Here is a 15,004-nt window from a genome sequence, read left to right on the forward strand (position 1 = left end):
CATACAGCCCTCGTTCCCAAGCTCTGAGGTCGTCATTCCCGCGAAGGCGGGAATCCAGCGCCAACAGTGGGCCTCTGCCTTCTCGCGGATGAAAAGGCCAGGGGCACCGGGCAGTATGGTTCTGGTGGTGATTCAGTGTGGATTCCCGCCTTCGCGGGAATGACGTGAGTCTAGCCGGGAATGACGGGAGTCTAGCCGGGAATGACGGGAGTCTAGCCGGGAATGACGGGAGGGGAACCAGGGTTTTTCGACAACCTCGGAGTATGGGAACGAGTTGTTGGAGTTTTGCGACAGCCTCACAAGGCTTATTCCAATTCTCAGTCTCAACAAAACAGACTACCCTGTATAAACTCAGCAACCTAAACTCTTTGGCAATGTACATCTTTTACACCTTTCTACAGCTGTCGACTGTATCATTTGTAGCAACAGTAATTTCCTTTTTCACAAATCCTGAAGTGGCCGCTGGTGAATATTTGGAATGGCAGTTGCCTGTAAACCAACAAAGTGATGCCTCTCTATCCGTTCGAGCCAGGTCGGTAAGTGTTGCTACAAAAACTCAGAGCACACGAACACAGTCTTTTACTGGCGAAGTTACTATTTTCGGGCAGATCGACCAGCCATTCATTGTCTGTGCACAAGGCTTAAACGCTCAGGGCTTTACTTATCAAGCCAGTGCTGTTGTACCTTTCCCCTTTTCTGATAATGATAAATCAACCCACCTTTATGTGCTTACGTTGAGTGAGCGAACGGGCAGAATGACGATTAAAGAAAGCCAGCCTTGCCCGGAGTCTTTTAATCACCCGTATCCATTCACATCAGGGCAATATCTGCGTTCAAAAAGGCCTTTTTTAGTGGTAGATGGACGAGTAGAAAAAACGCTCAATACTCAAAATGCCGGGGCAATTCCTCCCGCCGATATGCCAATCAAGCCTGTGTTGTTTCAAAGCCCTTCAGGTGGTGGCTACGACACTGACGATGACAACGATTTCAAACGACCGCCCTTTATGCCCGTACCTGACAAAATGATGGTCGACCTGATTCTCCTGCCCACTCTGAGCCTGCCTGCTAACTGGCGTGATTATCTGCCCTTTGTCGGGGTGTACCACTGGCTTACCAATACTCAGCCCGAAGGAGTAACGATGGTTGTGCGGTTCGGCGATTCGCCGCCGCTTACCTTCCAAATCAGCCTGGCTGAATCCCGGGAACTGGCGGATAAGCTGCTTAATACACGGGCGCTTTTACACTGGCTCGCACCCAAACTCAGTGGCAGGGAGCATCTGATACAACAGCTTCTGGAGCTGACAGCAGACTCAGATGAACTACCCAACCCATTATCTGAAGAAATCCTTAAATCCCTCCGAAAGCAACTGGCTATCGTGTTGGAACTTCCAGATACTGAGTTCAGTCTTGAGTTTGAATACTCGGAACTGGAACGCACCTTTAGAAGACAGACCAAGACTCAGACACCCCCCGGAACCATACAGCTGGGAAACTCCGAAAGCACAAGTTCACAAAATCCCGCAGTGAATAAAGGCAACAAACAGCGTTATTCAGGCCGCCAGACACACAACAATGAAAAACAACAAAACCAGCCAGAGCAGAATTATCCAGAACCTGATAACAAAGGTACCGATTACACTCATAATGCATTTTCCGGGGATGATGAGTATTACACCGTCATACTGCATCAAACCGAATATCACGTCAGCAAACGACAGGTGTTAGCGAATCTGGACAGGCCTGCGTCAGAAGCCGGTTTAAGGCTATCTTGTGTGGATTGCGAACAAAGCGGGTTTCTGCTTCAGGAATTACTGCCTCACGCAGAAAGGCACCGGATAACATGCGATCAGTGTCAACAATTCAGACCCATTGCAGGTACCCTTGACGCACGCCAAGTAATGCTAAAAAGCCATACCCAAAGTCAGTGCACTCGGTACAGAGGGCAAGTACCGGGAACACCTTCAATGGACAGTACTCTGACTCTGTTCCGTTTCATGATTCGTTTCGGAACCGAAGAAACCCTGCTCGACCTGTTACAACAATTCGATTTACCGATAGTCGCTGAGGATATAAATCAGACCGATCGTAACCACAGAACCGTGCTTCACGATCTGGCTCAATATACTTCACCGGCAGTCATCCGGTCGTTTCTGCAGCGTTTCAAGCATTGGGTAACCGCTGAACTGATACAGCTTCCAGACAATGACGGCTGGACATCAGCACACTACCTGTTTCAATATCAGTCGGAACAGGACATCATGGAAACCATTCAATCTAATGGCAAGATGATTACCTGGGAATTGCAGGCTCGGCAGAACCGCCGAGGTTCAACTCCGCTTCATATTCTTTATCACCGGAATTTCTTCCGGGCAGCGGAGGGAGTGTTTCAAAGATTACAAAATCAGACAGGCAGACCTGTTCGCCAGGATCTGGCAATGCAGAATTTCAGTGGCGCAAACCTGCTGCATATTCTTTTTGCCAGTTGCAGTAACACGCTGATTTATAATTTTATTGACCAGAATTATTCCCTGATGACCGGTGCTATGCTGGAGGCTGAAGCCCATAATGGCGAAACGCCACTGCACATACTGTTTGGTCAGGCTTATCCATCTACCATTCAACGGCTTATTGAAGGCTGTCGCATTTACCTTGACTCTAAGGTGTTACGCAAAAAACGAGCCATTGATGGCAATACCCCGCTGCATCTTCTCTTTGCCAGAGGTAATATCTCACTGACCAAAGCATTTCTGGGCAGGGTTTACTTTGATTATCTCATAGGATTAACAACCAACCATGCCGGTGTCTCTGTATCTCAGATGTTTTTACAGCATACTTCTCCTGCAGCTGCATCGTCTTGGTTGCGGGCTGACCTTGAGCATAAGCATGACCAGCTTCTAAAAACACTTTTGGAGACTAACCCTGAACTCAGCTGGGACGAGCTGTTTCAACAGGCCAGGCTGTTTCAAGTCAGGTCACATCGACTTGACTGGTTGAAGGAAGAGCGAGAAAAAAGCATCACAGAAAAATCCATAGTCACTGTCGCCAGTGGTAAAAACCAGTTACACGAAATAGCAAGAAACAGCTCACCTGAAGAGATTGCAGCATTCTTTGAACGCAATGCTGAAACCATTACGCCAGCCATGCTATCAGAAGCCAATATTGCTGGTTGTACGCCTTTTCATATATTGGTTGATCGAGGTATCAGCGCCGGTACTATTTTTTCCTGGCTTTTGCATGGTTTATCAGATGCTGTGGCCAATGAGCTGCTTGATAGAGATCTCTTTGGCGCACTTAGCTGGCGGCATATATACGATTATGCCCGTGTATCTTCTTATCTTGAAAAAGACCTGAAACTCAAACAGGTTCTGGGGCTGCTTAAGCCGATATTCAATCAAAAACCCACGTCATCGGAAATGGCTTCATCGCCATCAACTCAGGAGTTTTCAGACGCAGAGGCTCATATGGAGTGTCCAATTTGTATGGAGGCAATGGTCGAAAATGTTGCGGCCACTCCCTGTTGCGGTCAACTCTTCCATAAAGATTGCATTACCCGTTGGGTAGAAAACAAAAAAGAGTGTTCTCTCTGTCGCAAGAGTATTTCAGCCAATCAATTAACAACCATCCGATTGCCTGAGATTGTTATGACGAAAGTGTCTGATGCTCGGCCTAAAGTGAAGCCAGAAGAAAAAAGCTCATCGCCTGATGGAGCAAAATTACCCCACTTTGCTACCGGTCAAGGTCACACAGGGACCGTCAAGGCCAAAGTATTGCCGGACAGTGACCGAATCAAGCGCCTTCGGGATTTGCACTCTGCTGTCCGCACTGGCATCACACCATTGATCAAGAAAATGCTGGCGTTTGAACCCTCCCTGGCCAAAGAGAAGATTGATGGCGAAACGGCTCTCCACTTGGCTGCTTCGGAGGGCCAGACAGAGGTCATCCAGACATTGCTGAACTCTGACCCCTCCCTGGTCAAAGAGAAGAATATCCTTGGCGAAACGGCTCTCCACAAAGCTGCTTATGAAGGCCCCACAGAGGCCATCCACAAATTGCTGAAAACTGGCCCCTTACTGGCCAAAGAGAAGGACAGCGATGGCAAAACGGCTCTCCACAATGCTGCTTTTCGTGGCCACACAGTGGCCATCCAGACATTTCTGGACTTTGACCGCTCACTGGCCAAAGAGAAGGACAACGATGGCAAAACGGCTCTCCACACAGCTGCTAATTGTGGCCATCCAGAGGTCATCCAGAAATTGCTGGACTCTGACCGCTCACTGGCCAAAGAGAAGGATAAATATGGCAGGACAGCTCTCGACTATGCTATGCAGCTTATCTGCACAGACTGCAAGAAACTTCTTGAAGACTATGGAGCCCAACCATCGGGCAGCCTTCAACAGTGAGCAATAAAAGTGAAAATCACTGAATGACGGAGGAATCATTTATTGTCTGTTGTCACTGAGTGACACTATCTCAGTAGCACTATCCTGCATGCACCAAAAATCATTTTGTTAGTTGTACTTACCAAACTGTTTTGAACTTTCATTCTAAAACTGTCTCTGACTGACTAAAAATTTCTAAACGTCCTTGTTGATCAAAGATAAATAACAACTTTGCAGGAGCCCGTCATGCATGGAATAGATAATAAACCCGTTATTGAACCGCCAATAACGCAAACTCAAGTTCTATCGCTAACAGCAACGGGTAACAGTGCAGGCTGGTCCATTACTGTATCTGACGAGGAAAAAAAATCTTCATTTCAGGATTTAACCTCAGATACGCTGTCCCTGATTTTTCGCCATTTGAAACTTCGGGATATTCGCAGTTTACAAAAGGTTTGTACCCGCCTTCGCGACGTGATCAAAGAAGATAGCGCTCTGGCAAAAGCCTGGTATCGCCAGTTTTCTTCGGCACACCAGAATCAACTGAAGATGACCCTCTCCATAAAAGACAAGAATCAATTCCGAGCCTGGTTTGAGTTGTTTTCCAATGATAAGGCGTTACTCCGGTCACTTACAGAGCGCGAGCCGACGAGTGTTTATTCACCTGCTCTATTATTTTTCACCAGGGCTAAGCTGATGTCTCAATGTAAAACCTTTGAATTAGTCAGAAAAGCCACCATTGACAAAATTTATAAAGCCAACTCAGACACCAGCTCTGACGAGCTCATGATTATGGAAGCTGACAATAGAGTCCACTCAGCCGACCTCAGTGCTGATGGCCGCTATCTGGTAACCGCCAATGGCGACAATACAGCAAAAATCTACGGCCACAAGACGGATGGAACATGGGAAATTAAAACCACCATTCCTCTTGATAGACAGGTCGTATCAGCAATTTTCAGTCCCGATGGTCACCATCTGGTGATCGTCAGTTCGTATGGCTATGGCATGGTGAAGGTATTTGACCTGGGATCTAATGAAACATGGCAACCAAAGGCCACCATTCGCCATGATAATCCAATCTCTTCTGCCACTTTCAGCACCGATAGTCGACATGTAGTCACCGCCAGTTTGGATCACACAGCAAAAATCTACAGTCAGAAGGATGATGGATCATGGAATTCAACTGCCATCCTTGCCCATTACGATGCTATCCATTCAGCCATTTTCAGCACCGATGGCCGCCATTTGCTAATTGCCTGCAGGGATAAAACCGCGAAAATCTACAGCCAGAACGGCAGATTATGGGAAGAAAAAGAAGTTTTTCCCCATGAGGAGGCTATCCTGTCAGCCTCCTTCAGCGCCGATGATCGCTATGTGGTTACCGTCGGTATGAATGATTGCAAGGCAAGAATCTATGAGAAGAAATCCGATGGATCATGGGAAGAAAATACCTTCATTCAACACACTAAATATGTCAAATCCGCCACCTTCAGCCCCGATGGCCGTCATTTAGTGACGGCCAGAAGAGATCAAACCGTGAAAATTTACGGCCGAAAAGCCGATGGCTTATGGGAAGAAAAAGCCTCTTTTTTCCATGATGATTGGGTCTTTTCAGCCACCTTCAGCCCTGACGGCCGTCATGTGGTGACTGCAAGCAAGGACGGAACGGCGAAAATCATTGGTCAGCAGGATGATGGCTCATGGTTAGAAAAAGCCATCATTTTCCATGATGACTCTATTTCATCGGCCAGCTTCAGCGCCGATGGCAGCCAGGTGATCACATCCGGTATGGATGGCATAGTGAAAATCACTGAATTACGGAGAAATCATTCATTGTCTGCTGTCACTGAGTGACATCTTTCTGCATGCACCGAAAGGCATTTTGTTAGTTCCACTGATCAGCCTGTTATGAACGTTCATTCTGAAATTTTCTCTAACTGACTGAATATTTTTTAACTGCCCTTGTTGATCAACGATAAAAAGCAACTTTGCAAGAGCCAGTCATGAATGGAATAAATAAAAATCGCGTTACTGAATCACCACTAACACAAGCTCTATCGCTAACAACAACGGATAACAGTGCGGGCAGGTCCGTTACTGTATCTGACAAGGAAATAAAATATTCATTTCAGGATTTAACCTCAGATACACTGTCCCTGATTTTTCGCCATTTGAAACTTCGGGATATTCGCAGTTTACAAAAGGTATGTACCCGCCTTCGCGACCTGATCAAAGAAGACAAGGCTTTGGCAAAAGCCTGGTTTCGCCAGTTTTCTTCATCACACCAGAATCAACTGAGAATGCCCCTCACCATTAAAGATAAGAATCAACTCCGAGCCTGGTTTGAGTCCTTTTCCGATGATCAGGCGTTACTCCAGTCACTCACAGAGCGCGAGCCGACGAGTGTTTATTCACCCGCTCTATTATTTTTCACCAGGGCTGAGCTGATGTCTCAATGTAAAACCTATGAATTAGTCACCAGAGCCACCATTGACAAAACTTATAAAGCGAACTCATCCCCCCCCATTGCCGGTCCCTTGAATAGGCCAGAGCTCAATAGGGTTAACTCAGCCGCTCTCAGTGCTGATAGCCGCTATCTGGTCACAGCTAATGGAGACCGTACGGCAAAAATCTACGGCCTCAAGGCTGATGGAATATGGGAAATAAAAACCACTATTCCCCATGACAAACCGGTTGTATCAGCCATTTTCAGCCCCGATAGTCACCATCTATTAATCGTAAGTTTTAATGCGGCGAAGATATATGATCTGGCATGGGATGAATCATGGGAACCAAACACCACCTTTCGCCATGGTGCTCTCATCAATTCAGCCACCTTCAGCACTGATAGTCGTCATGCGGTGATCACCGGTTGTGATGAGACAGGGAAAATCCTTAGCCGGAAGGATGATGGATCGTGGCGATTAACGGCCACCCTCAGGAAAGCCTACAACTCAGCCAACTTCAGCGATGATGGCTGCCATGTGGTCACCACCTCTTTTAATAAAACGGTGGAAATTCATAGCCAGAAGGCGGATGGATCATGGGAAGAAACAGATTCCATTCCCCATAGTGGTAAAGTCATTTCAGCCAATTTCAGCCCCAATGGTTGCTATTTGGTCACCGCCAGTATGGATTGCAGGACGAAACTCTTTGAGAAGAAGCCCGATGGATCATGGAAAGAAAATACCCTCACTCTATACAACAACGTTAACAAATCGGCCACCTTCAGCCCCGATAGCCGCCATTTAGTGACCGGCAGCAACTTTGGCACAGTAAATATCTACGGTCGAAACGCCAATGGTGTATGGAAAGTAAAAGCCATTTTTTTCCATGATGATGAAGTATTGTCAGCCAGCTTCAGCCCTGATGGCCGCCACCTGGTGTCAATTTACAAGCGTTGTAAAACGGCAAAAATCATTGGTCAGCAGGATAATGGCTCATGGTTAGAAAAAGCCAACATTGTCCATGATGACTTTATCACATCCGCCAGCTTCAGCGCCGATGGCAGTCAGGTGATCACATCCAGTAAAGATGGCATAGTGAAAATCACTGAATTACGGAGAAATCATTTATTGTCTGCTGTCACTGAGTGACACCCTTTTGAATGTACCGAAAGTCATTTTGTTAATTTCACTGACCAGCCTGTTATGAACTTTCACTCTGAAACTGTCTCTGACTGACTAAATAATTTTTAAACGTCCTTGCTGATCGTAGATAAATAACAACTTTTCAGGAACCAGGCATGCATGGAATAAATAATAAGCCCGGTATTGAACCACCACTGACGCAGGCTCTATCGCTAACACCAACGGGTATCCATGCAGGCAGATCCATCGCTGTAGCTGACAAGAAAGAAAAGCAAAAACATTCATTGCAGGATTTGGCCTCAGATACACTGTCCCTGATCTTTTGCCATTTGAAACTTCGGGATATTCGCAGTTTACAGAAGGTCTGTACCCGTCTTCGCGACGTTATCAGAGAAGATAAGACACTCGCAAAAGCCTGGTATCGCCAGTTTTCTCCTCAACATCAGTCTCAACTAAGGATGACCATCACTGTAAAAAATAAGAATCAACTGCGTGCCTGGTTTGAATCGTTTTCCAATGATCAGGCGTTCATCGAGTCGCTTACGAATCGCCGACCAACGAGTGTTTATTTACCTGCTCTGTTATTTTTCACCAAGGCAGAGCTGATGTCGAACTGTAAAACCTTTGAATTAGTCACTAAAGCTACCATTGATAAAACTTATAAAACCAACTCAGCCACCGGCATTATTAATCGCATCCGCCTGGGACAGCTCAGTAAAGTCAATTCAGCCGCCCTCAGCAGCGATGGCCGTTATCTGGTCACCGCCAATGGAGACAATACGGCAAAAATCTACAGTCAAAACCCTGATGGAACATGGGAAATTAAAACCACCATTCCTCATGAAGGCCATGTCAAATCAGCGATTTTTAGCCCCGATAGTCATCATTTAGTCACCGTCATTAGTAATGACATGGCAAAGATATGTGACCTGGGATGCAATGAATCATGGGAACCAAACACCACCATTTCCCATGAAAATCACATCAGATCAGCTTCCTTCAGCACCGATAGCCAACATGTGTTGACCGCCAGTATGGACGGAACGGCGAAAATCCATAGCCAAAAGCGCGATGGTTCCTGGCAGTTAACAGCCATCCTTCCTCATGAGAAATCGCTCTATTCGGCCAGTTTCAGCACCGATGGCTGCCATGTGGTTACCGCCAGTTACGATAACACTGCGAAAATCCATAGTCAGCAGACCGATGGATCATGGACAGAAAAAAAGGTTTTTCCCCATGAGGCGACTGTCCTGTCAGCCGCCTTCAGCGCCGATGGTCGCTATCTGGTCACCGCCAGTATGGATTACAAAGCGAAAATCTATGAGAAGAAGTCCGATGGATCATGGATAAAAAATACCACTATACAACACAAAGATACTGTCAACTCGGGCACTTTCAGCCCCGATAGCCGCCATCTGGCGACTACCAGCAGAGATCGCACAGTGAAAATTTACGGCCGAAAAGTCGATGGCTTATGGGAAGAAAAAGCCTCCTTTCCCCATAAGCTTTGGCTCTTGTCAGCCAACTTCAGTCCTGATAGCCGCCATCTAGTGACTACTGTCGTGTTTTGTAAAACGGCGAAAATCATTGGTCAACAGGATGATGGCTCATGGTTAGAAAAAGCCAACATTGCCCATAATGACTGGATCTCATCGGCCACCTTTAGCGCCGATGCCAGTCAGGTGATCACATCCAGTGAAGATGGCATAGTGAAAATTACTGAACTACGGAGGAATTATTTATCGCCTGCTGTCACTGAGTGACACCATTCAGCATGCACAAAAAGTCATTTTGTCAGTTTTACTTACCAACCTGTTATGAACTTTCATCCCGGAACTGTCTCTGACTAACTAAATAATTTTCAAAATCCCCTCATAATCGAGAATAAACACCAGCTTTGCAGGATACAGACATGGATGGAATCAATAATTCCGGTTTTGAGCAACCACTGACGCAAGTTCAAGCTCTATCGCTAAGATCAGCGGGTCACCACGCGGCCAGGTCCATCACTGAAGCTGACAAGCAAGAAAAGCAAAATCTTTCATTGCAAGATTTAGACTCAGATACACTTTCCATGATTTTTTGCCATTTGAAACTTCGGGATATTCGCAGTTTACAAAAGGTATGTACCCGCCTTCGGGAAGTTATCAAAGAAGATAACACACTGGCAAAAGCCTGGTATCGCCAGTTTTCATCACCACACCAGAATCAACTGGGGATGACCATCACCAGCAAAGATAAAAATCAACTCCGAGCCTGGTTTGAGTCGTTTTCCAATGATCAGGCGTTAATCAAGTCACTCACAGATCGCCAGCTGACGAGTGTTTATTCACCTGCTTTATTATTTTTCACCAGGGCTAAGCTGATGTCTCAATGTGAAACCTTTGAATTAGTCACTAAGGCCTCCATTGACATAAAGTGTGATGTGTACTCAGCAAAACTCAGTGCTGATGGCCGATACCTGGTCACCGCCAATGAAGACCATACGGCAAAAATCTACGGCCAAAAGGCTGATGAAACATGGGACAAAGAAACCAGCATTCCCTATGACTTCTGGGTCCAATTAGCGACCTTCAGCAACGACAGCCAACATCTAGTGACAGCCAGTCTGGATGGCAGGGCCAAGATATATGATCTGGTGCGCAATGAATCATGGGAACCAAACACCACCATTGCCCATGGTAGTCCCATCCTGTCAGCTGCCTTCAGCACCGATTGCCAACATGTAGTGACCGCCAGTGGCGACCGAACAGCGAAAATCCATAGCCAAAAACGCGATGGTTCATGGAAATTAACCGCTACCCTTCGCCATAAAAGAGCTGTCTGGTCAGCCAGTTTCAGCACCGATGGCCGCTATGTGGTAACCGCCAGTTATGATAATACTGCGAAAATCCATAAACAGGTGGTCGATGAACTGTGGGAAGAAATAGATGTCATTCCCCATAATGAGCTTGTCTGCTCAGCCACCTTCAGTCCCAATGGCCACTATTTGGTGACTGCCAGTGTGGATCACACTGCGAAAATCTATGAGAAGAAGTCCGATGTATCATGGGAAAAAAACACCATCATTCGACACGAGAAACCTCTCAGATCAGCCACATTCAGCCCCGATGGCCATCACTTGGTGATTGCCTGCCAGGATGGCACAGTGAAAATTTGCAGCAGAAAAGCCAATGGTTTATGGGAAGAAAAAGCCACCTTTTCCCATAAGCATTGTGCCTTATCAGCCACCTTCAGCCCAGATGGCCGTCATCTGGTGACTGCGAGCAGGGACAAGACGGCGAAAATCATTGGTCAGCAGGATGATGGCACATGGTTAGAAAAGGCCAGGATTGTTCATGATGGCCCTATCTTATCGGCCACCTTTAACGCCGATGGCAGTCAGGTGATCACATCCAGTGAGGACGGCATAGTGAGAATCACTGAACTGCGAAGGAATCATCTATTGTCTGCTGTCACTGAGTGACGCTATCTCATCAACACCATTGCGCATGCACCGAAAGTCATTTTGTTAGTTTCACTGACCAGCCTGTTTTGAACTTTCATTCTGGAAATGTCTCTGCTCACTAAATAATTTTTAAACCGCCCTGACGATCGAGAATAAACAACAGCTTTGCAGGATCCAGACATGAATGGAATCAATAATTCCGGTTTTGAACCACCACCGACGCCAGCTCCAACCAAAGCCCCGGCACTAACGGGTAACTACGCGGGCAGGTCCACCTCTATAGCTGACACGAAAGAAAAGCAAAAACTTTCATTACAGGATTTACCCTCAGAGACACTGTCCTTAATTTTTTGCCATTTGAAACTTCGGGATATTCGCAGTTTACAAAAGGTATCTACCCGCCTTCGCGACACTATCAAAGAAGATAACGCTCTGGCAAAAGCCTGGTTTTGCCAGTTTTCTTCAGAACACCAGTCTCAACTAAGGATGACCATCGCTGGAAAAGATAAGAATCAACTCCGAGCCTGGTTTAAGTCGTTTTCGAATGATCAGGCGTTACTCGAGTCACTCTCAGATCGGCAGCCGACGAGCGTTTATCTAGCAGCTCTGTTATTTTTCAGCAGGGCTGAGCTGATGTCCAAATGTGAAAGATTTGAATTAGTCACTAATGCCACCATTGACAAAATATATAAACCCAACCCAGACCTTCAATTAGTCGATCGTATCCACCTGGAACACCTCAATAGAGTCAATTCAGCCGCCCTCAGTAGTGATGGCCGCTACCTGGTCACGGCCAATGGCGACAATACGGCAAAAATCTACGGCCACAAGCCTGATGGATCATGGGAAATAAAAACAACCATTCCTCATGAAGGATGGGTCAAATCAGCGAATTTCAGCCCCGATAGTCACCATGCAGTGAGCTTCAGTGGTGATGGCACAGCGAAGATTTATGCTCTGGGATGCAATGAATCATGGGAACCAAAAGCCACCATTACTCATTATGATCTCATCAGATCAGCCACCTTCAGCAACGATGGTCGACATATCGTGACCACCAGTTTGGATAACACAGTTAAAATCAGTAGCCAAAAAGATGATGGATCATGGGTGTTATCAGTCATCTTTTCCCATCATTGTGATATCTATTCAGCCACTTTCAACACCGATGGCTGCTACGCGTTAATCGCCTGTCAGGATAGGACAGTGAAAATCCATCGCCAGAAGGACAATCCATCATGGGAAGTAAAAGATGTCATTCAACATGGTGGCAGTGTCATCTCAGCCACCTTCAGCGCCGATGGTGACTGTGTAGCCACTGCCAGTATTGTCGATTGCAAGGCGATCATTTACAGCAAGAAGACTGATGGATCATGGGCAGAAAATGCCGTCATTCGACACAGGGGACCTGTCAAGTCGGCCAACTTCAGCCCCGATGGCCGACATCTGGTGACTGCCAGCTATGATCACACAGTAAAAATTTACGACAGAAAAGCCAATGGCTTATGGGAAGAAAAAGCCACCTTTTCCCATAGGAGTCTGGTCATATCAGCCACCTTCAGCCCTGATGGCTGCCATCTGGTGACTGCCAGCTATGACAAAACGGCGAAAATCATTGGTCAGCAGGATGATGGGTCATGGTCAGAAAAAGCCGCCATTGTCCATGATGACTGGCTCTCATCGGCCAACTTTAGCGCCGACGGCAGCAAGGTAATCACATCCAGTGAGGACGGCACGGTGAGAATCACTGAACTGCAAAGGAATCATTTATTGTCTGCTGTCACTGAGTGACGCTATCTCAGTAACACCATCCTGCATCCACCAAAAGTCATTTTGTTAGTTTCACTGACCAGCCCGTCTTGAACTTTCATTCTGGAACTGTCTCTAACTAAATAACTTTTTAACCGCCCTGGCGATCGAGAATAAACACCCGCTTTACAGGATCAAGATATGCATGAAATAAATAATAATTCCGTTATTGAACCACCATCAGTGCAAGCTCTATCGCTAACACCAACGGGTAACCACGAGGGCAGGTCCATCACTGAAGCTGACGAGCAAGAAAAGCAAAAACTTTCATTGCAAGATTTAGACTCAGATACACTTTCCATGATTTTTTGCCATTTGAAACTTCGGGATATTCGCAGTTTACAAAAGGTATGTACTCGTCTTCGCGACACAATCAAGGAAAATAACGCTCTGGAAAAAGCCTGGTATCGCCAGTTTTCTTCAGCACAACAGAATCAACTGAGGATGACCATCAGCGCAAAAGATAAGAATCAACGCCGTGAGTGGCTTGAGTCGTTTTCAAATAATAAGGCGTTAGTCGAGTCACTCCTGGATCTCCAGCCGACGAATATTTATTTACCTGCACTATTATTTTTCGCCCGGACTGAGCTGATGTCTAAATGTAAAACCTTTGAATTAGTCACTAAAGCCACCATTGACAAAACTCATGAAATCAACCCAGCCATCAGCCTACAAAACCCCAACGCTAACGCAAGTCTCAACAAGGTCAAATCAGCGGCCCTCAGTGCCGATGGCTGCTATCTGGCAACCACCAATGGCGACCATAGGGCAAAAATCTACCGCCAAAATCCTGATAAAACATGGGAACTAGAAACCTCTTTTCCCCATGAAAGCAATTTCCAACCAGCCATTTTCAGCCCCAATAGTCACCATTTAGTCACCGTCAATCGTCATTGTGCAGCGAAGATATATAATCTGGGATGTGATCAATCATGGGAACCAAAAACCACCATTGTTCATAATGGGTACATCAGGTCAGCCACCTTCAGCACCGATAGCCAACATCTGGTCACCTCCAGTCTGGATGGTAAAGTGAAAATCCTTAGTAAGAAAGGTGAGGGATCATGGAAGTTATCAGCCAGCTTTTTTTATAAGAATGCTATCTATTCAGCCAATTTCAGCACCGATGGTTGTTATGTGGTAGCCGCCGGTAAGGATAAGACGTTGAAAATCATTGGCCAGAAGGACGCTGAATCATGGGAAGAAAAAGATGCCATTCCTCATGACGGTAGTATCATTTCAGCCACCTTTAGTGCCAATGGCGGCTCTGTGGTCATCGTCAGTCCGGATCGCAAAGCGGTAATCTATGAGAAAAAGGCCGACGGATCATGGGCAAAAAGCGGCATCATTCAACACGGTGATTTTATCAACTCGACCAGCTTCAGCCCCGATGGCCGCCATTTAGTCACTGCCAGCAATGATTGTAAAGTGAAAATTTACGGTAAAACAGCCAATGGCTTTTGGAAAGAAAAAGGCACCTTTTTCCATAAGGGTCGGGTCTTCTCGGCCACCTTCAGCCCTGATGGCCGTCATCTGGTGACTGCCAGCATGGACAATACGGCGAAAATCATTGGTCAGCAGGATGATGGCTCATGGTTAGAAAAGGCCACCATTGTCCATGAAGGCTGGCTCACATCGGCCACCTTTAGCGCCGACGGTAGCCAGGTGATCACATCCAGCGAGGATGGCATAGTAAAAATCACTGAACTACGGAGGAATCATTCATGGTCTGCTGTCACTGAGTGACACCATCCGGCACGCGACGAAAGTCATTT

General features: G+C 46.4%; 7 protein-coding genes. All 7 read left to right on the forward strand.

Features of this window, described 5'->3' with window-relative positions; genetic code table 11:
- Nucleotides 1-485 precede the first annotated feature (485 nt).
- On the forward strand, nt 486-4,400 hold the full coding sequence (locus ACOJUO_RS20760; protein ID WP_422138019.1) for an ankyrin repeat domain-containing protein: 3,915 nt from the start codon (nt 486-488) through the stop codon (nt 4,398-4,400).
- Between the two features lie 225 nt (nt 4,401-4,625).
- On the forward strand, nt 4,626-6,236 hold the full coding sequence (locus ACOJUO_RS20765; protein WP_422138020.1) for an F-box/WD repeat-containing protein: 1,611 nt from the start codon (nt 4,626-4,628) through the stop codon (nt 6,234-6,236).
- Between the two features lie 149 nt (nt 6,237-6,385).
- Nucleotides 6,386-7,978: an F-box/WD repeat-containing protein gene (locus ACOJUO_RS20770; protein WP_422138021.1), complete on the forward strand. Its 1,593-nt coding sequence runs from the start codon at nt 6,386-6,388 to the stop codon at nt 7,976-7,978.
- A 149-nt stretch (nt 7,979-8,127) separates the two neighbouring features.
- Nucleotides 8,128-9,735, forward strand: coding sequence for an F-box/WD repeat-containing protein (locus ACOJUO_RS20775; RefSeq protein WP_422138022.1), 1,608 nt, complete (start codon nt 8,128-8,130; stop codon nt 9,733-9,735).
- A 149-nt stretch (nt 9,736-9,884) separates the two neighbouring features.
- A complete protein-coding gene (locus tag ACOJUO_RS20780; RefSeq protein ID WP_422133837.1) occupies nt 9,885-11,438 on the forward strand; it encodes an F-box/WD repeat-containing protein in 1,554 nt (517 codons plus the stop codon).
- A 162-nt stretch (nt 11,439-11,600) separates the two neighbouring features.
- Entirely contained in the window at nt 11,601-13,211 is a 1,611-nt protein-coding gene (locus ACOJUO_RS20785) for an F-box/WD repeat-containing protein (protein WP_422138023.1), read from the forward strand.
- A 159-nt stretch (nt 13,212-13,370) separates the two neighbouring features.
- On the forward strand, nt 13,371-14,975 hold the full coding sequence (locus ACOJUO_RS20790; protein ID WP_422138024.1) for an F-box/WD repeat-containing protein: 1,605 nt from the start codon (nt 13,371-13,373) through the stop codon (nt 14,973-14,975).
- Nucleotides 14,976-15,004: the final 29 nt, after the last annotated feature.

The sequence above is a fragment of the Endozoicomonas sp. ALC020 genome (genome assembly GCF_049275935.1).
In the GTDB taxonomy this organism is placed as follows: domain Bacteria; phylum Pseudomonadota; class Gammaproteobacteria; order Pseudomonadales; family Endozoicomonadaceae; genus Endozoicomonas_A.

Bases quoted from the DNA above. Each gene is read 5' to 3' on its own strand.
- ACOJUO_RS20775 (WP_422138022.1), top strand. From the start codon at position 8,128: ATGCATGGAATAAATAATAAGCCCGGTATTGAACCACCACTGACGCAG.
- ACOJUO_RS20790 (WP_422138024.1), top strand. From the start codon at position 13,371: ATGCATGAAATAAATAATAATTCCGTTATTGAACCACCATCAGTGCAA.
- ACOJUO_RS20770 (WP_422138021.1), top strand. From the start codon at position 6,386: ATGAATGGAATAAATAAAAATCGCGTTACTGAATCACCACTAACACAA.
- ACOJUO_RS20780 (WP_422133837.1), top strand. From the start codon at position 9,885: ATGGATGGAATCAATAATTCCGGTTTTGAGCAACCACTGACGCAAGTT.
- ACOJUO_RS20785 (WP_422138023.1), top strand. From the start codon at position 11,601: ATGAATGGAATCAATAATTCCGGTTTTGAACCACCACCGACGCCAGCT.
- ACOJUO_RS20765 (WP_422138020.1), top strand. From the start codon at position 4,626: ATGCATGGAATAGATAATAAACCCGTTATTGAACCGCCAATAACGCAA.